The sequence below is a fragment of the Xanthomonas sp. CFBP 8152 genome, from assembly GCF_014199025.1.
GTDB lineage: Bacteria > Pseudomonadota > Gammaproteobacteria > Xanthomonadales > Xanthomonadaceae > Xanthomonas > Xanthomonas arboricola_B.
In genome coordinates this window covers 68,397-86,016 of sequence record NZ_JACHNO010000005.1, presented here as the reverse complement: position 1 = coordinate 86,016, position 17,620 = coordinate 68,397, and the positions used below count along the sequence as shown (strand labels likewise).

14 protein-coding genes and 1 riboswitch are annotated in these 17,620 nt (G+C 65.3%); of the genes, 11 read left to right on the top strand and 3 right to left on the bottom strand.

The window, feature by feature from the left end; genetic code table 11:
- Window positions 1–188: 188 nt before the first annotated feature.
- The 5 genes from FHT09_RS17550 to crcB all read left to right on the top strand — a co-directional run bounded on the left by FHT09_RS17550 (window position 189) and on the right by crcB (window position 7,434).
- Entirely contained in the window at window positions 189–2,546 is a 2,358-nt protein-coding gene (locus FHT09_RS17550) for a DNA translocase FtsK (protein ID WP_104606625.1), read from the top strand.
- 183 nt (window positions 2,547–2,729) lie between these two features.
- On the top strand, window positions 2,730–4,661 hold the full coding sequence (locus tag FHT09_RS17545; protein ID WP_104606624.1) for a DUF3857 and transglutaminase domain-containing protein: 1,932 nt from the start codon (window positions 2,730–2,732) through the stop codon (window positions 4,659–4,661).
- Window positions 4,662–4,768: 107 nt separating this feature from the next.
- Window positions 4,769–5,398, top strand: coding sequence for an outer membrane lipoprotein chaperone LolA (gene lolA, locus FHT09_RS17540; RefSeq protein WP_104606623.1), 630 nt, complete (start codon window positions 4,769–4,771; stop codon window positions 5,396–5,398).
- A 159-nt stretch (window positions 5,399–5,557) separates the two neighbouring features.
- Window positions 5,558–6,847 carry a replication-associated recombination protein A gene (locus FHT09_RS17535; protein ID WP_243849096.1) on the top strand — a complete coding sequence of 430 codons (1,290 nt, stop codon included), beginning with the start codon at window positions 5,558–5,560 and terminating at the stop codon, window positions 6,845–6,847.
- Window positions 6,848–6,849: 2 nt separating this feature from the next.
- A riboswitch (Fluoride riboswitch) is annotated at window positions 6,850–6,918 on the top strand.
- A 114-nt stretch (window positions 6,919–7,032) separates the two neighbouring features.
- Entirely contained in the window at window positions 7,033–7,434 is a 402-nt protein-coding gene (gene crcB / locus FHT09_RS17530; protein ID WP_016901770.1) for a fluoride efflux transporter CrcB, read from the top strand.
- Window positions 7,435–7,777: 343 nt separating this feature from the next.
- Here the strand turns inward: crcB and FHT09_RS17525 are convergent, their stop codons facing one another.
- From FHT09_RS17525 to FHT09_RS17515, 3 genes are all read right to left on the bottom strand, one after another.
- Window positions 7,778–8,983 carry an acetyl-CoA C-acyltransferase gene (locus tag FHT09_RS17525; protein WP_016901771.1) on the bottom strand — a complete coding sequence of 402 codons (1,206 nt, stop codon included), beginning with the start codon at window positions 8,981–8,983 and terminating at the stop codon, window positions 7,778–7,780.
- A 157-nt stretch (window positions 8,984–9,140) separates the two neighbouring features.
- A complete protein-coding gene (locus FHT09_RS17520) occupies window positions 9,141–11,513 on the bottom strand; it encodes a 3-hydroxyacyl-CoA dehydrogenase/enoyl-CoA hydratase family protein (protein ID WP_104606622.1) in 2,373 nt (790 codons plus the stop codon).
- A 25-nt stretch (window positions 11,514–11,538) separates the two neighbouring features.
- Window positions 11,539–12,171, bottom strand: a complete 633-nt coding sequence (locus FHT09_RS17515; protein ID WP_016904428.1) for a TetR/AcrR family transcriptional regulator — start codon at window positions 12,169–12,171, stop codon at window positions 11,539–11,541.
- A 217-nt stretch (window positions 12,172–12,388) separates the two neighbouring features.
- Between FHT09_RS17515 and ndk the strand changes: the two genes are divergently transcribed.
- The 6 genes from ndk to bamB all read left to right on the top strand — a co-directional run bounded on the left by ndk (window position 12,389) and on the right by bamB (window position 17,620).
- Window positions 12,389–12,814 (top strand): nucleoside-diphosphate kinase, encoded by a 426-nt coding sequence (gene ndk / locus FHT09_RS17510; protein ID WP_016904427.1) that lies wholly within the window; start codon window positions 12,389–12,391, stop codon window positions 12,812–12,814.
- An 18-nt stretch (window positions 12,815–12,832) separates the two neighbouring features.
- Window positions 12,833–14,038 (top strand): 23S rRNA (adenine(2503)-C(2))-methyltransferase RlmN, encoded by a 1,206-nt coding sequence (gene rlmN, locus FHT09_RS17505; protein WP_104537407.1) that lies wholly within the window; start codon window positions 12,833–12,835, stop codon window positions 14,036–14,038.
- A gap of 10 nt (window positions 14,039–14,048) precedes the next feature.
- Window positions 14,049–14,837 (top strand): type IV pilus biogenesis/stability protein PilW, encoded by a 789-nt coding sequence (gene pilW, locus FHT09_RS17500; protein ID WP_104606621.1) that lies wholly within the window; start codon window positions 14,049–14,051, stop codon window positions 14,835–14,837.
- Window positions 14,834–15,694 (top strand): helix-turn-helix domain-containing protein, encoded by an 861-nt coding sequence (locus tag FHT09_RS17495; RefSeq protein WP_016904424.1) that lies wholly within the window; start codon window positions 14,834–14,836, stop codon window positions 15,692–15,694. The genes pilW and FHT09_RS17495 overlap by 4 nt, the downstream gene beginning before the upstream one ends.
- Before the next feature lie 70 nt (window positions 15,695–15,764).
- Complete coding sequence (locus FHT09_RS17490) at window positions 15,765–16,403, top strand: tetratricopeptide repeat protein (protein WP_104606620.1); 639 nt, start codon at window positions 15,765–15,767, stop codon at window positions 16,401–16,403.
- On the top strand, window positions 16,403–17,620 hold the full coding sequence (bamB, locus tag FHT09_RS17485) for an outer membrane protein assembly factor BamB (protein ID WP_166776353.1): 1,218 nt from the start codon (window positions 16,403–16,405) through the stop codon (window positions 17,618–17,620). Before FHT09_RS17490 ends, bamB begins: the two co-directional genes overlap by 1 nt.

Below are 17,620 nucleotides of genomic sequence, written 5' to 3'. Positions count from 1 at the left end.
GCGCGATGGAACTGCTTGAACCGCAGATGGGTTGGTCCACCCAGTCCGCGTAATCGACGCCGCCCCGTGCGGCGTTTTTTGTTGGCCATCGCGTGCCCACGCAAGCGATGCTCATGCAACAGCTGAAACCGTGGCTTCAGTCGTTTATTATCAACCACTAACAGCATTTTTCTAAGGTCTGGCTACAGGTGGCAAAGCAGGTTCCCGAACGCAGCAAGCCCGCTGAGGGCAAGACGTCCTCGCGCAAGACAGCGGTGGCGGACAATCCGCGTCGGCAAAAGCTCTGGCGCGATCTGGCATTGATCGCGGTGGCGCCGCTGCTGCTGTATCTGCTGGCCAGCCTGTTTACCTATTCCAGCGCCGATCCGGGCTGGTCGCAGACCGGCAGCGTGGTCGCGCCGGTGCACAACATGGGCGGCCGCGTCGGTGCCTGGATGGCCGATGTGCTGCTGCAATTGTTCGGTTATGTGGCCTTCCTGCTGCCGGTGGTGCTGGGAGCGGTGGCCTGGATCGCCTTGTTCGGCATGGACAAGGAAGGGCAGGCCGAAGCCGATCTGGGCCCGGCATTGCGGCTGGTCGGCATGGTGGGCTTTCTGATCGCCTCGACCGGCTTCCTGCATCTGCGGCTGTTCACCGGCGACGTGGCCGGCGCTGGTGGGATCCTGGGGCGGTTGGTCAGCAATTCGCTGAGCGCCGGCTTCGGCGCCTTGGGCGCCAACCTGTTCGTGCTGGTGCTGCTGCTGGTGTCGATCACCCTGGCGACCGGCCTGTCGTGGTTTGCGGTGATGGAACGCATCGGCACCTGGGTGCTGGCGCTGGGGCCGCTGATGCAGCGCAAGACCCATCAAGCCACCGAGTGGCAGCAGACCCGCGTGATGCGCGAAGAGCGTGAGGAAGTGCGCAAGGTCGATGCGGTCAAGCAGGCCAAGCGCGAGCCGGTCAAGATCGAGCCGCCGCCGGCACCGGTGGTGGAGAAGAGTGAGCGCGCCAAGCGCGATACCCAGATCCCGATGTTCCAGGGCGTCAGCACCGACGGCTCCGACCTGCCGCCGCTGGCGCTGTTGGACGACCCCAAACCGCAGGCCAAGGGGTATTCGGAAGAAACGCTGGAGACCTTGTCACGGCAGATCGAGTTCAAGCTCAAGGACTTCCGCATCGAGGCGCAGGTGGTCGGGGCCTATCCGGGTCCGGTGATCACCCGCTTCGAAATCGAGCCGGCGCCGGGCATCAAGGTCAGCCAGATCAGCTCGCTGGACAAGGACATCGCGCGCGGGCTGTCGGTCAAATCGGTGCGCGTGGTCGACGTGATTCCGGGCAAGTCGGTGATTGGCCTGGAGATCCCCAACGTCAGCCGCGAAATGATTTTCCTGTCCGAGCTGCTGCGCTCCAAGGAATACGACAAGTCGGCCAGCCCGTTGACGTTGGCCCTGGGCAAGGACATCGCCGGCCGCCCGACCGTGGCCGATCTGGCGCGCATGCCGCATTTGCTGGTGGCCGGTACCACCGGCTCGGGCAAGTCGGTGGCGGTCAATGCGATGGTGCTGAGCCTGCTGTTCAAGGCCTCGCACAAGGAGCTGCGGATGCTGATGATCGACCCGAAGATGCTGGAGCTGAGCGTCTACCAGGGCATCCCGCATCTGCTGGCGCCGGTGGTCACCGACATGAAGGAGGCCGCCAACGGCCTGCGTTGGTGCGTGGCCGAGATGGAGCGCCGCTACAAGCTGATGAGCGCGGTGGGCGTGCGCAACCTGGCCGGCTTCAACAAGAAGATCAAGGACGCCATCGACGTCGGCCAGCCGATGATGGACCCGCTGTTCAAGCCCAATCCCGAACTGGGCGAGGCGCCGCGGCCGCTGGAAACGCTGCCGTTCATCGTGATCTTCATCGACGAATTCGCCGACATGATGATGATCGTCGGCAAGAAGGTCGAAGAGTTGATCGCGCGCCTGGCACAGAAGGCGCGCGCGGCCGGTATCCATCTGATCCTGGCCACGCAACGGCCATCGGTGGATGTGATCACCGGCCTGATCAAGGCCAACATCCCGACCCGCGTGGCGTTCCAGGTCAGCTCCAAGATTGACTCGCGCACCATCCTGGATCAGTCCGGCGCCGAGGCGCTGCTGGGCAATGGCGACATGCTGTATCTGCCACCGGGCACGGCGCTGCCGGATCGCGTGCATGGTGCCTTCGTCAGCGACGAGGAAGTGCATCGGGTGGTCGAGCATCTCAAGGCCAGTGGGCCGGTGTCCTACGTCGAAGGCGTGCTGGACGAAGTGCAGACCATGGGCGATGGCACCGTGGTCGGTGCGACCGGCTTGCCCGAGAGTAGCGGCGGTGGCGGCGACGAGTCCGACCCGTTGTATGACGAAGCCTTGCGCATCGTCACCGAAACCCGGCGTGCCTCGATCTCCGGCGTGCAGCGGCGCCTGAAGATCGGCTACAACCGCGCCGCACGCCTGATCGAAGCGATGGAGGCGGCCGGCGTGGTCAGCCCGCCCGAGCACAATGGCGACCGCACCGTGCTGGCGCCGCCGCCGCCCAAGTAATCGGCGGCCGGCAACGCGTCGCGTGTCGGCTTGGTCGTGGCGCCGCGTTCCGGGTTTGTCCGGTGCGTGTGCGCGTCTTTGCATGCGCACAGATGCGGCAATTGGGGCCGGTGCCTGACGCTGCGGCGCACACCGGCTACCCTGTCGCACAAGGGTCGCTCCGGCCCGCCGCGATCAAGACCCATGCTGCGTCGTTCCGTGCTGTCGTTCCTGCTGCTGATCTCATTGCCATTTCCATTGCTGGCCCAGGCCCAGCAACAGGCCGCACCTGCTGCCGCCGCGGCCCGTACGCAGGCCGACACCAACTACAGCTTCGTGCGCTATCGCGCCGACTACGAAGTGCGTGCCGACGCCAGCAGCGTGGAAACCGACGAGTACGAGATCCTGCTCAAGACCAAGTCGGCAGTGGAGCAGTTCAGCCAGGTGCGGCTGAGCTACAGCGAGAAGATGGAAACCCTGGAGGTGCTGCAGGCCTACACCGTCACCGCTGAAGGACTGCGCCAGGACGTGGCGTCCGACAAGATCTACACCCAGGAAAGCTATTCCAGCGCGGCAGCGGCGATGTATGCCGACCGCAAGGTCAAGGTGGTGGTGTTCCCGAATCTGGCGCCGGGCGCGCGCATCGTCTATCGCGTGCGGCGTGCGCAGAATACCCCGTACTTCCCGGGTTACTTCAGCCTGTGGGAGACCTTCAGCGTGTTTGCGCAATACGACGATGCGGTGGTCACGCTGGTGGCGCCGAAGACATTGCCGATGCATCTGTCGGTGCGCGGGCTGCAGGGCGGGACCAAGCCTGTGGTACGCGGCGATCAGGCGCGTTGGGAATGGCGCTATCAGCGCATCACGCCGATGAAGAACCAGAACTGGAGCGCGGCAACCTGGGAGTTCAGCCCCACCTTAATGGCAAGCACCTTCGACAGCTGGTCGCAGATGGGTCTGGCCTATCACGTCAAGGGCGGCCGCGCTGCGGCGGTGACGCCGGCGATCCAGTCGCTGGCCGACGAGGTGACCCGCGGCATCGACGCGCCGCGGGCACAGGCCGCTGCGTTGTACGCGTGGGTGGCACGCAATATCCGCTACGTGGCGGTGTACCTGGGCAATGGCGGGCTGGAGCCCAACAGCGCCGACAGCATCCTGGCCAACCACTATGGCGACTGCAAGGACCACACCGTGATCCTGGAGGCCTTGCTGGCGGCCAAAGGCATCGCCAGCACACCGGTGCTGATCGGTGCCGAGGGCGGGCCGACGCTGCCGCCGATCCCGGTGCTCGGCCGCTTCAATCACGCCATCACCTACATCCCGGCGTTCGATCTGTATGTGGATTCGACCAACCCGTACGCGCGCTTCGGCCAGTTGCCGGCCGGCGACCTCGGGGCGCCGGTGGTGCATACGCTGGACGGCAAGGTCACGCATACCCCGCCCAACGACCGCAAGGTCAATCGCTACGTGGCGCGTACCGAGTATCGCTTTACCCCCAAGGGTGGGCTGCAAGGTCTGACCACGCTCGATAGCGGGCAGACCGGCGAAGTGGGCTTGCGTGCGATGTTCGTGCAGCTCAATGCGCAGAACCGCAATCGCATCGAGGAGTCGATCATTGCGCAATCCGGCTTCGATGGCACCGGCGATCTATCGATCCAGGGCGACCCGCTGGATCTGGACGCCCCATTCAACTATCGCTACACCTTCCAGGCCGACGATGCGGTGGACTTTTCGGTGGTCGGCGGCATGACCCTGCCCGATATGCCCGGTGCCGAATCCACCCGTGGCATCTATACGACCACCTCGGCCGAAGACAATCTGACCCCGTTCTACTGCAACGACAGCGTGCGCGAAGAGACCTATGTGGTGAGTTTCCCGGCGACGGTGCCGATCATCGCGATCCCGCGCAGCCGCCGCTTCCGCAATGCCGCTGGCGAGTACGCGGTCGAGTGGACGCGCCAGGGGCAGACGGTGACGGCGGTGCATCGCTTGCAACGTGCGGCGGTGCGTGGGCCGCAGGCGCTGTGTCAGCCGCAGGATTACCGCGCGTTCCGCGAGCTCTACCAGCAGGTGCGGCGCGGCTTTCGCGGACAGATCGTCTACGGCAATCTGTCCGAGGTGCAGACGGCGCAGTGACATGGACCGACTGGCGGCGGCTGCGATCTGAATGCGTCGTTCAATAGCGCTCGCCCATTCATCTATGAAGTATCAGAATTCCCGCATTCCCTTTCTGGAACACCGCGATGCATCGCCAGCTCCGTTATGCCGTCCTCGCCACCGCCCTGTTCGCCGGCACCGCGTTTGCCGGTGCGCGTCAGGAGCTGGACACGTTCACGCGTGGCCTGAAAGGCCTGGACGGGCAGTTCAGCCAGCAGGTCTCCGATGCCAACGGCCGGGTCAAGGAGCGCGCGAGCGGGCGGGTGGCATTGTCGGCGCCGCGCCAGTTTCGTTGGGAGTACGCCAAGCCCTACAAGCAGCTGATCGTGGCCGACGGCAAGAAGGTGTGGGTGTTCGATCCGGACCTGGAGCAGGTGACCGTGCGTGCGCAGGGCAGCGAAGAACAGAACAGTCCACTGGTTGCATTGATCGACCCGGCGCGCCTGGACAAGCAATACGACGTCAGCGAAGAAGCGGCGCCGCGTGACGGCCTGCAGTGGCTGTCGCTGACGCCCAAGGTCGACACCGAAGCCAGTTTCCAGATGGCCTCGCTGGGGTTCGGCAAGGATGGCCTGGCCAAGATGGAAGTGGTGGATGCGGTCGGCCAACGCACCGCGATCAGCTTTAGCGGCTGGAAGCGCAATCCGGCCTTCGCTGCCGACACCTTCCGCTACGTGCCGGGCAAAGGCGTGGATGTGGTCGGCGACGCGCAGTAAGCAGTTGCCGGCAGCATCCGCGCAACCAACCGCCTTGTTCGCAGAAGGTCGTTGGCGGACGCGATACAATGCCGCGTGGCACGAACCAAGCTCCCCATCGCTCCCGAAGCCGATCTGCTCAGCGTAGACGGCGAGCACCTGCGCCCGCTGGCCGAGCGTATGCGTCCGCGCACCCTGGACGAGATGGTCGGGCAGAAGCGACTGCTCGCACCCGACAGCGCATTGCGACGCGCGGTGGAATCCGGCCGGGTGCATTCGATGATCCTGTGGGGTCCGCCCGGCTGCGGCAAGACCACCCTGGCGCTGCTGCTGGCGCATTACGCCGATGCCGAATTCAAGGCAATCTCGGCGGTGCTGTCGGGTTTGCCCGAGGTGCGCCAGGTACTGGCCGAGGCTGCGCAGCGCTTCGCCGGCGGGCGCCGCACGGTGTTGTTCGTCGATGAGGTGCATCGCTTCAACAAGGCGCAGCAGGACGCGTTCCTGCCGCATATCGAGCGCGGCACGATCCTGTTCGTCGGTGCGACGACGGAAAATCCTTCGTTCGAACTGAATTCGGCATTGTTGTCGCGCTGCCGCGTGCACGTGCTGGAGGGCGTTTCGCCGCAGGATATCGTCGAGGCCTTGCAACGTGCGCTGCATGATCCAGAGCGCGGGCTGGGGCAGGAGAGCATCCAGGTCAGCGATGCCTCGCTGCTGGAAATTGCCGGCGCGGCCGACGGCGACGTGCGCCGCGCATTGACGCTGCTGGAGATCGCCGCGGAACTGGCAGGCGGCGAGGGTGGCCAGATCACCCCGCAGACGCTGCTGCAGGTGCTGGCCGACCGCACGCGTCGGTTCGACAAGAACGGCGAGCAGTTCTACGACCAGATTTCGGCGTTGCACAAATCGGTGCGCAGCTCCAACCCCGATGCCGCGCTGTACTGGCTCACGCGCATGCTCGACGGTGGTTGCGACCCGGCCTATCTGGCGCGGCGGCTGACCCGCATGGCGATCGAGGACATCGGTCTGGCCGATCCGCGCGCGCAGAGCATGGCGCTGGAAGCCTGGGACATCTACGAGCGCCTGGGCAGTCCGGAAGGCGAGCTGGCGTTCGCGCAACTGGTGCTGTATCTGGCCAGCACCGCCAAGTCCAATGCCGGCTATGCCGCCTTCAATCAGGCCAAGGCCGAGGTGCGCGCCACCGGCACGCAGGAGGTGCCGCTGCATCTGCGCAACGCGCCGACCAAGCTGATGAAGACGCTGGGCTACGGGCAGGACTATCAATACGACCACGATGCCGAAGGCGGGATCGCGCTGGACCAGACCGGCTTTCCGGATGCGATGGGCGAGCGGGTCTACTACAACCCGGTGCCGCGCGGGCTGGAGATCAAGCTCAAGGAAAAGCTCGACCGCCTGCGCGCCGCGCGCGAACAGGCGCGGGCTGACAAGGGCGGCAAGCCCACGGCATGATCGGCCGCACAGGAGATGGCATTGCTCCTTGAACCGCACGCACTCTGCGCGCTGATGATGCCTGCCCACCCCCGCCGGGGCGGCAGGCCTGTGCCCCGGCATCTATTCTCGCTCAGGAACCGGATGATGCCGACCATGCACGACACTTCGTTGAAAACCCCTTCGGCCGCCTGCCGAGTGCGCGCATGAGCGCGCCGGTGTGGTGGCAGCAGTTGCTGCTGGCGATGACCGGCGGTGCGCTGGGTTCCGGCCTGCGCTTTGCCATCGGTGCCTCGTTGCTGCAGCGCTTCGGTAACGGCTTTCCGTGGGGCACGCTGACGGTGAATCTGCTCGGCTCGTTCGTCGCCGGCGTGCTGCTGGTCTGGCTGGATGCGCGCGGGCCGGCGAGCTGGGCGCTGCGGGCCTTGCTGATCATCGGCGTGATCGGCGGGCTGACCACGTTCTCGTCGCTGATGATGGAATGCCTGGTGTTCGCGCGCAGCGAGCGCTCAGCGATGATCGGCGTGTATCTGGCCATCACGCTGGTAGCCGGGCTGGCGCTGGTGTTCGCCGGTGCGCGTACCGGTCAGTGGCTGGTGACGCGTTAGGCGCAGCTCTGCCGTGTAACCGCGGGAGTGAAGCCAAGGCCGGGATGCGGCGGCGTAGCGTGCGTAGCGCCATACCAGCTCTCGACCTGCTGGCATGTTCGGGGTGTGATTGCCGGGGGCACCGCCATGCGGCGGTCAATCTGCACGTCAGGAGTCATGCTCAAACGCGACGTTGGGCCGGCGCGCCTACCGGGCGCGTAGATGGAGACACGGCATCGCTCGCAGTCGCTGACCGCCGACACTGGCGGATAACGAAGAAGGCGTGCCCGCGCACGCCGTCGTTGACTGGCAGCCTGATCAGCGTTGCGAGATCGGCCTGGCGGCCGATCTCGCAATCGGTGACTTACAACGCTTCGATGATGCCTGCCGCGCCCATGCCGGTGCCGATGCACATGGTGACCATGCCGTACTTCTGCTGACGGCGGCGCAGGCCGTGCACCAGGGTGGCGGCACGGATCGCACCGGTGGCGCCCAGCGGGTGGCCCAGGGCGATGGCGCCGCCAAGCGGGTTGACCTTGGACGGATCCAGTTCGCTGTCGCGGATCACCGCCAATGCCTGCGCGGCGAAGGCTTCGTTGAGCTCGATCCAGTCGAGCTGGTCCTTGGTCAGACCAGCCTGCTTGAGCGCCTTGGGAATCGCCGCGATCGGGCCGATACCCATCACTTCCGGGCGCACGCCGGCCACCGAGAAGCTGACAAAGCGCGCGAGCGGGGTGAGGCCGTAATCCTTGATCGCCTGCTCGGAGGCCAGCAGCACCGCACCGGCGCCGTCGCTCATCTGCGAGGAGTTGCCGGCGGTGACGCTGCCGCCGAACTGGCCGTTACGGAACACCGGGCGCAGTTTGGCAAGACCCTCGAGCGAGCTGTCCGGACGCGGGCCTTCGTCGGTGTCGACCAGCCGCTTGCGCAGCGCGATGACATTGCCGGCCAGGTCGGGCTGGTGCGACAGGATCTCGTACGGCGTGATCTCGTCGCGGAACTCGCCGGCGGCAATGGCGGCAATCGCCTTCTGATGCGAGGCCAGCGCGAACGCATCCTGATCCTCGCGCGAGACCTTCCATTCCTCGGCCACTTTCTCGGCGGTGATGCCCATGCCGTAGGCGATCGCCACATGGTCGTCGGCAAAGACATTCGGCGACATGGCGACCTTGTTGCCCATCATCGGCACCATCGACATCGACTCGGTACCGCCGGCAAGCATCAGGTCGGCATTGCCCAGGCGGATCTGGTCGGCGGCCATCGCCACGGCCTGGATGCCGGACGAACAGAAACGATTGATGGTCTGGCCGGCCACGGTGTTGGGCAGGCCGGCGAGCAGCACGCCGATGCGCGCCACGTTCATGCCTTGCTCGCCCTCGGGCATCGCGCAGCCGATGATGGCATCGTCGATCCGCGACAGATCGATGCCCGGCGCCTGCGCCACCACCGCACGCAGCACGTGCGCCAGCATGTCGTCGGGACGGGTATTGCGGAACACGCCCTTGGGCGCCTTGCCGACCGGCGTACGGGTGGCGGCGACGATGTAGGCTTCTTGAATCTGCTTGCTCATTTGGCTATCTCCGATGGCCGGGGATCGAGAATGGGGAATCGGGAATCGCAAGTGCGGATTCGCCTGAGTCCACCATCTTCATCACCCGGCAAAATAATGGGGAGAAGCGGGGAGTCGGTTGGGCTTTTACCCATTCCCGATTCCCCACTCCCGATTCTCAGTTCCTCAACGGCTTACCCGTCTTGAGCATGTGCCCAATCCGCGCCTGGGTCTTTTCTTGCTGGGCCAGTTCGACGAAGTGCTTGCGCTCCAGCTTGAGCAGCCATTCTTCGTCGACCAGCGCGCCGCGATCGACTTCGCCGCCGCACATGACCGTGGCGATGCGGGTGGCGATCTCATAGTCGTATTCGCTGACGAAGCGGCCTTCCAGCATGTTGACCAGCAGCATCTTGAAGGTGGCGATGCCGACGTCGCCGGCGACCTGGATGCGGCGTGCCGGCAGCGGGGCGCGGTAGCCGCCTTCGGCCAGTGCGCGCGCTTCGGCCTTGGCGATGTGCAGCGCCTCGAAGCTGTTGAACACGACCTTGTCGGTGGCACGCAGCAGGCCCAGCTCCTGGGCATTGACCGCAGAGTTGGAGACCTTGGCCATCGCGATGGTTTCGAAGGTCTTCTTCAGCTCGGCGAACACATCGCCGCCCGGACCCGCGGCCTGCGAAGCGCGCACGGCGATTTCCTTCAGACCGCCACCGGCCGGCAGCAGGCCGACGCCGGCTTCGACCAGGCCGATGTAACTTTCCAGCGAGGCCACGGTCTTGGCGCTGTGCATCTGGAACTCGCAACCGCCGCCCAGCGCGAGCCCGCGCACGGCCGAAATCACTGGCACCTGCGCGTACTTGATGCGCTGGCTGGTGGCCTGGAAGTTGGCGACCAGCGCTTCGAACGCATCGACCTTGCCGGCCTGCAGCAGACCCAACGCGCCGGCCAGATCCGCACCAGCGGAGAAGGGCTCCTTCTGCTGCCAGATCACCAGCCCGGCGAAGTCCTTCTCGGCGCGACCGACGACTTCCTGCAGACCGTTGAGCACGTGATCGGAGACGGTGTTCATCTTGGTCTTGAAACTGACCACCGCGATGTCGTCGCCGTCGTGCCACATGCGCACGCCGTCGTTTTCGAACACTGTCTCGCCCGGCGAGAACTGCTCGCCCAGCAGCGGATCGGGGAAGCGCTGGCGCTTGTACACCGGCAATGCCGAGCGCGGCAGCTTGGCATCGCGCGCCGGGCTGTACGAGCCCTCGGCCGCATGTACGCCATCGCGGCCGTCGAACACCCAGTTCGGCAACGGCGCGCTGCTCATGCTCTTGCCGTTGGAGATATCTTCGGCAATCCACTGCGCCACCTGCTTCCAGCCGGCGGCCTGCCAGGTCTCGAACGGGCCCAGCGACCAGCCGTAGCCCCAGCGGATCGCCAGATCCACGTCGCGCGCGGTCTCGGCGATATCGGCCAGGTGGTAGGCGCTGTAGTGGAACAGGTCGCGGAACGTGGCCCACAGGAACTGCGCCTGCGGATGCTGGCTTTCGCGCAGCCGGGCGAACTTTTCGGCCGGATTCTTGATCTTGAGGATCTCGACCACCTCTGGCGCAGCGCTGCGATCGGCCTGACGGTAATCCTGTTTCTCCAGGTCCAGCACCACGATGTCCTTGCCGACCTTGCGGAAGATGCCGGCACCCACCTTCTGGCCGAGCGCGCCCTTGCCGATCAGCGCATCCAGCCACTTGGGCGATTTGAAATACTGGTGCCACGGATCGTCGGGCAGGGTGTCGCCCATTGTCTTGATCACGTGCGCCATGGTGTCCAGGCCGACCACGTCCGAGGTGCGGTAGGTCGCCGACTTCGGGCGCCCGACCAGCGGGCCGGTCAGCGCATCGACTTCGTCGAAGCCCAGCCCGAACTCGGCGGTGTGGTGGATGGTGGACAGGATCGAGAACACGCCGATGCGGTTGCCGATGAAGTTCGGGGTGTCCTTCGCATACACCACGCCCTTGCCCAGCGTGGTGACCAGGAAGCTCTCCAGCCCTTCCAGCACGGCCTTGTCGGTGCCCTTGGCGGGAATCAGTTCGGCCAGGTGCATGTAGCGCGGCGGATTGAAGAAATGCACGCCGCAGAAGCGGTGACGCAACTGCTCGGGCAGTACGTCGGAGAGCTTGTTGATGCCCAGGCCCGAGGTATTAGAGGCCAGCACGGCGTGATCGGCCACGAACGGGGCGATCTTCTTGTACAGGTCCTGCTTCCAGTCCATGCGCTCGGCGATCGCTTCGATGATCAGGTCGCAATCGCGCAGCTGCTCCAGACCGCTTTCATAGTTGGCCGGCGTGATCGCCTCGGCCAGGGCCTTGCTGGCGAGCGGGGCAGGGCTGAGCTTGCCGAGGTTGGCGATGGCCTTCAGCACGATGCCGTCGGCCGGCCCGTCCTTGGCGGGGAGGTCGAACAGCACGGTGTCGACGCCGGCGTTGGTGAGGTGCGCGGCGATCTGCGCGCCCATGACGCCGGCACCGAGCACGGCAGCACGACGGACTAGCAACGGATTGGACATAGCGATGAGCCTTTGGTGTGAGCGACTACGGTGTGGGATGGGTACGGAAACCGGGTTCCGCAAAACGAATCAGTTCGCGCGCGGCGCGCGCGCGGTGGTCGGCCTCGCTGACCCCGGCCGGGCGCTTGATCAATCCGAAATCGGCCATCGCATAGGTGAGCGCGCCGGCGAGGAAATCCAGGCGCCAGTACAGCTCCTCCTTGCTCAGGCCCGGCACGCAGGCGGCGATGGCCTTGCCGAACTCGCGCAGCACATGCCCGTAGTGGTCGGACAGGAACTTGCGCAGGTTGTCGTTCTTTTCGGCGTAAGCGCGTGCAATCACCCGCACGAACGCGCCGCCGCTCTGGCGGTCCTGCGCCATTGCCAGCGCCGGCTCGACGAAGGCCGCCAGCACCGCGGTGAGTTCGCCGGGCTGCGACCGCCTGGCGGCTTCCAGTTGCTGCAGGCGCGCGGCGGTCATCTCGTCCATGCGGCGACGGAATACCTCGTTGACCAGGTTTTCCTTGGAGCCGAAGTGGTAGTTGACGGCCGCGATATTGACGTCGGCCTGGGTAGTCAGCTGGCGCAGCGAGGTCCCGGCGAAGCCATGCTGGGCGAACAGCTCCTCGGCCGCGCCGAGGATGCGGTCCTTGGTGGAGAAGTGGGCGGGCTTGGGCATGCGCGGGGTGGAACTCAATCAAACGATTGTTTGAGTCTACGGGCTGGACGGCACACCGGTCATGCGGCAATGCAGCACGATTCAGGAGGCGGTGTGCAATTGCAACGACGAAGAGATAGAATTGACCATCGCAAAGAAGCCTAAGCCCGCGTTTTGACGCGGGTTTTTTTCATGATAATCTCGGGCCTTCAGTGGCCCGCCCAACGGAGATCTTCCCATGGCGCTGGAGCGCACCCTGTCCATCATCAAGCCCGACGCCGTTGCCAAGAACGTCATCGGCGAAATCTACAGCCGCTTCGAAAAGGCCGGGCTGAAGATCGTGGCATCCAAGTACAAGCAGCTGTCGCGTCGCGAAGCCGAAGGCTTCTATGCCGTGCACCGCGAGCGTCCGTTCTTCAATGCGCTGGTCGAGTTCATGATCTCCGGCCCGGTGGTGATCCAGGCGCTGGAAGGCGAGAACGCCGTTGCCGCACACCGTGACCTGCTGGGCGCGACCAATCCCAAGGACGCTGCGCCGGGCACCATCCGCGCCGACTTCGCCGACTCGATCGATGCCAACGCCGCCCACGGTTCGGACTCGGTCGAGAACGCCGCCAACGAAGTCGCGTATTTCTTTGCCGCCACCGAAGTGGTCTCGCGCTGAGGCCGAGAGAGTCGAATCGTGAATGAGGTCGTGATCCCCTCCGTGCTGCAGGACGTCCCCGTCCGCGCCCCGGAACTGCGCAAGCAGAACCTGCTCGACCTCGACCGCGAGGGACTGGAGCGTTTCTTCGCCGACACGCTCGGCGAGGCACGCTACCGTGCCCATCAGGTGATGAAGTGGATCCACCATCGCTACGTCACCGATTTCGACCAGATGACGGACCTCGGCAAGGCGCTGCGTGCGAAATTGCACCAGCACGCCGAGGTCCTCGTCCCCAATGTCGTGTTCGACAAGCCGTCCACCGACGGGACCCATAAATGGCTGCTGGCCATGGGTACCGACGGCAAGAACGCGATCGAAACCGTCTATATCCCCGACAAGGGCCGCGGCACGCTGTGCGTGTCGTCCCAGGTCGGCTGCGGCCTGAACTGCACGTTCTGTTCGACTGCCACCCAAGGCTTCAACCGCAACCTCACCACTGCCGAGATCGTCGGGCAGGTATGGGTGGCGGCGCGCCATCTGGGCAACGTGCCGCACCAGCAGCGCCGCCTCACCAATGTGGTGATGATGGGCATGGGCGAGCCGTTGATGAATTTCGACAACGTCGTGCGCGCGATGAGCGTGATGCGCGACGACCTTGGCTACGGCCTGGCCAGCAAGCGGGTGACGCTGTCGACCTCGGGCTTGGTGCCGATGATCGACCGGCTTTCGACCGAAAGCGATGTCTCGCTGGCGGTATCGCTGCATGCCGCCAACGACGCGCTGCGCGAAAGCCTGGTGCCGTTGAACAAGAAGTACCCGATCGCCGAGCTGATGGAGTCCTGCGCGCGCTATCTGCGCGGCAGCAAGAAGCGCGATTCGGTTACCTTCGAATACACCTTGATGAAGGGCATCAACGACCAGCCCGAGCATGCGCGTCAGCTGGCCAGATTGATGCGTCAGTTCGATAACGCAGTGCAGTCCAAGGACGCCGGCAAGGTCAACCTGATTCCGTTCAATCCGTTCCCGGGCACGCGTTACGAGCGCTCCGGAGAGACCGAGATCCGTGCCTTCCAGAAAATCCTGCTCGACGCGCAAGTGCTGACGATGGTCCGCCGTACCCGCGGCGACGACATCGACGCCGCCTGCGGACAGCTCAAGGGACAGGTCATGGACCGCACCCGTCGTCAGGCGGATTTCCTGCGCACCCTGGAAGGGCAGGCCGGTCGAGATGCGGCAGCGTGATCTTCTAGTCATGGCGGCCGTGGCGATCGCGCTGAGCGCGGTCGGCTGCGGTGGCCGCAATGCCAAGGCGGGCTCGGTCCAGACGGTCGAGGAGGTGGCGCAGGTGCATGCGTTCCGCGACAGCACTGCGACAAAGAATCGTCTGGCGGTGCAGGAGAAGCTCGGTTTGGCCAACAACCGCCTGCAGACCGGCGACTACGCCGCTGCCGAAGAGCAAGTCCGCGCCGCCTTGAAGAAAGACCCCCAGTCGGTGGATGCCATTGGTCTGCTGGCGCTGATTCAAGGCGCCAAGGGCGATATTGCCGGCTCCGGTGTGTCATACCGCCGGGCCGCAGAACTTGCACCGCTGCGCGGTGATGTCTTGAACAATTACGGCGCATGGTTGTGCGCGAACGGCTCGCCGGCCGAATCGCTGACCTGGTTCGATCGCGCCCTGACCGACAGAACCTACGCATCGCCAGCCTCTGCGCTGGGCAATGCAGGTGGCTGCGCACTCAAGGCGGGGCAGCCGGAGCGTGCTGCCGGTGACTTGCGCAAGGCGCTGGAACTGGATCCGCAGAATCCATACGCACTTGAATCGATGGCGCGCTCCGAAGCGACGCATCGCAATTATTTCGAAGCGCGCGCGTTTATCGAACGGCGGCTTGCGGCTGCACCTGCAACCGCTTCCGTGTTACAACTCGTCATTCAGATTGAGCAAGGGCTAGGCGACAAGGTAGCTGCCAGCCGTTATCAACAGCGGTTGGTCAAGGAATTCCCTGACGCAGCGACCGCTAACCCCGGGGCCAATGCATTGTGATCAGTGATTCCAATCCGAACCCTTTCGAGCAGGAAAAGGGCTGCGGACAGCATTTGCGCGACGCGCGCGAAGCAGCAGGTCTGAGCGTGGACGAGGTCGCCGGCAAGCTGCGTATGCCGGCGCATGTGGTGCGCTCGCTGGAACAGGAGCAGTGGCAACGCTTGGGTGCGCCGGTCTTCGTGCGCGGTCAGTTGCGCAGCTATGCGCGCTTGCTGCACGTGGACCTGGAGCCGCTGCTGCAGCAGGCGGCGATTGCGCCGGTCGAGCCGGTCAAGCTGGTCAGCCACACGCATACGCCGCGGGCGCGGCGCATCCTGGAAAGCACGGCGCGCAAGGCGATGTATGTGGTGATCACCGGCGTGTTCGCGGTGCCGGTGTGGTACGCGACCCGTTCGCATCTGGATGGCAAGGCGCCCAGCACGGTATCGCTGGACAGCATGCCGGAAGCGCCCAGGACCGGCTCCCCGGTCAACGCTGCAACGCAGCCGGCCAGTGCGCCGCGCGAGCAGCCGGCGCCGTACATCGCGTCGATGACGCCGGTGCCGCGGGCCACGCCCGAGCTCGAGACGCCTGCAGCGTCTGCCGCCGGTGGCGGCAGTTTGTCGTTGAGTTTCAGCGGCGACAGCTGGGTGCAGATTCTGGCACCGGATGGCAGCGCGGTCGAAAAGGCGCTGGTGCGTGCCGGCGAGCGTCGCAGTTATTCGCCAGGGCAGGTGGGCCGCATCGTGCTGGGCAATGCGTCGGCGGTAGAGGTTCAGCAAGGCGGCAGTATCGTCGACGTGAAACCGTTCCAGCGCGCTAACGTGGCCCGTTTTGCGGTATCCTCCGACGGCTCCGTGGTACCTGCTTCCGAGTGAAGCGGACTGCGGTTTTTCATTTTTCCCTATTGATGTTCCGCGCCTCCGGGATGACGGAGCGAGAGTACGCATGGCGATCGACGATCTGCTGGACGAACACGAACAAGGCGAACGCGTTCGTTCCTGGTTGAGAAAGAATGGCGCAGGGCTGGTGGGCGGCGTCGTGGTGGGCCTGGCCCTGATCCTGGGCTGGCAGTGGTGGCAGAAGCACACCGCCACTCAATCGGTGGAAGCCAACACCCGTTACGAGGCGGTGGTCAAGTCCATCCAGGGCAAGGACCTGGACAAGGCGGCCAAGGACATCGTGGCGCTCGATGACGGCAAGGGCGGTGTCTACGCCGAACTGGCTGCATTGCGTCTGGCCAAGGCCCAGGTGGATGCCGGCAAGCATGCCGAAGCGATCAAGACCCTGCGCGACGTGCCGGCAGAAGGCGAGCTCAAGCAGATCGTGCAGCAGCGCCTGGCGCGTGTACTGACCGAAAGCGGCAAGCCGGACCAAGCGATCAAGCTGCTGGCCGATGCGCAGGACCACACCAGCCTGGAGATCCGCGCCGATGCGCTGGTCGTGCAGGGCAAGCCGGATGAAGCGCGTGCGCTCTACGCCAAGGCCCTGACCACGGTGGATGTGGCCTCGCCGCAGCGCCGTTTGCTGGAAACCAAGCTGATGGATGTGGGCGGCAAGGTGCCCGATCCGGCGGAGCAGATTTGATGAAGCAGGTTGATATGTACAAGCGCATTGCATTGATCGCCCTGATGGGCGTGTCGCTGGCAGGTTGCAGCACCGTCAAGGGCTGGTTTGCCGGGAAGGACGCCGCTGCCAAGAAGGCGCAGGAACCTGCCGAGCTGGTCAAGTTCGAGCCGTCGGTCAAGGTCGACAAGATCTGGTCCACCGGCGTGGGCAAGGGCGAAGGCCATATTGGCGTGCGCCAGCGTCCGGCGGTGGCCGATGGCAAGGTGTACGCCGCGGCGATCACTGGCGGCGTGCAGGCGCTGGATCTGCAGACCGGCAAGCGCGTGTGGGAATACAAGCCCAAGAAGGAAGAGCGTAACGACCGCAAGTTCAAGCAGCGCCTGTCCGGTGGCCCCGGCGTCGGCGAAGGCCTGGTGGTGATCGGCACGCTGTCTGGCGATGTGATTGCGCTGAATCAGGCCGACGGCACCGAGAAGTGGCGTGCCAAGGTGCCGAACGAAGTCATCGCCGCACCGGCCATTGCACAGAACCTGGTGCTGGTGCGCAGCAACGACGGTCGCGTCAGCGCCTTCGACGCGGCTACCGGCGAGCGCCGCTGGTTCCATGCCGAAGAAGGCCCGACCCTGTCGGTGCGCGGCAATGCGCCGATCGTGACCGGCCCGGGCGTGCTGTTCGTCGGCAACGACAGCGGCACCTTGAGCGCCCTGGCGCTGCAGGACGGCCGCCCGTTGTGGGAACAGGCCATCGGCGTGCCGGAAGGCCGCACCGAGCTGGAGCGCATGTCCGATGTGGACGGTGCCCCGGTGCTTGACGGCACCACGCTGTATGCGACCAGCTTCAAGAACGAAACCCTCGCACTGGAAGGCCCGAGCGGCCGTCCGCTGTGGACGCGCGATCACGGCGGCGCCGGTGGCGTCGGCGTGTCGTCGGCGGTGGTGGTGGTCTCCGACAACGCCGGCTCGGTGTGGGGCCTGGACAAGAGCAGCGGTGCGGCGATGTGGTCGCAGGCCGCGCTGGCGCGTCGCTCCCTGACCGGTGTGGCCATCCAGGGCGATTACGCCGTGGTCGGCGACTACAAGGGCTATCTGCACTGGCTGAAACTCAGCGACGGTGCACTGGCCGCGCGCGCTCGCGCTGGACGCGACACGCTGCTGGCGCAGCCGATCGTCGTAGACGGCATTCTGTTGGTACAAAACACCGATGGCGATCTCACCGCCTTCCGGTTGGCACAATAA

Excerpts from the sequence above, each read along its gene's own strand:
- bamB (WP_166776353.1), top strand. The coding sequence starts at position 16,403 with ATGAAGCAGGTTGATATGTACAAGCGCATTGCATTGATCGCCCTGATG.
- FHT09_RS17490 (WP_104606620.1), top strand. The coding sequence starts at position 15,765 with ATGGCGATCGACGATCTGCTGGACGAACACGAACAAGGCGAACGCGTT.
- ndk (WP_016904427.1), top strand. The coding sequence starts at position 12,389 with ATGGCGCTGGAGCGCACCCTGTCCATCATCAAGCCCGACGCCGTTGCC.
- FHT09_RS17545 (WP_104606624.1), top strand. The coding sequence starts at position 2,730 with ATGCTGCGTCGTTCCGTGCTGTCGTTCCTGCTGCTGATCTCATTGCCA.
- pilW (WP_104606621.1), top strand. The coding sequence starts at position 14,049 with ATGGCGGCCGTGGCGATCGCGCTGAGCGCGGTCGGCTGCGGTGGCCGC.
- FHT09_RS17535 (WP_243849096.1), top strand. The coding sequence starts at position 5,558 with ATGCGTCCGCGCACCCTGGACGAGATGGTCGGGCAGAAGCGACTGCTC.
- FHT09_RS17520 (WP_104606622.1), bottom strand. The coding sequence starts at position 11,513 with ATGTCCAATCCGTTGCTAGTCCGTCGTGCTGCCGTGCTCGGTGCCGGC.
- FHT09_RS17525 (WP_016901771.1), bottom strand. The coding sequence starts at position 8,983 with ATGAGCAAGCAGATTCAAGAAGCCTACATCGTCGCCGCCACCCGTACG.
- FHT09_RS17515 (WP_016904428.1), bottom strand. The coding sequence starts at position 12,171 with ATGCCCAAGCCCGCCCACTTCTCCACCAAGGACCGCATCCTCGGCGCG.
- crcB (WP_016901770.1), top strand. The coding sequence starts at position 7,033 with ATGAGCGCGCCGGTGTGGTGGCAGCAGTTGCTGCTGGCGATGACCGGC.
- lolA (WP_104606623.1), top strand. The coding sequence starts at position 4,769 with ATGCATCGCCAGCTCCGTTATGCCGTCCTCGCCACCGCCCTGTTCGCC.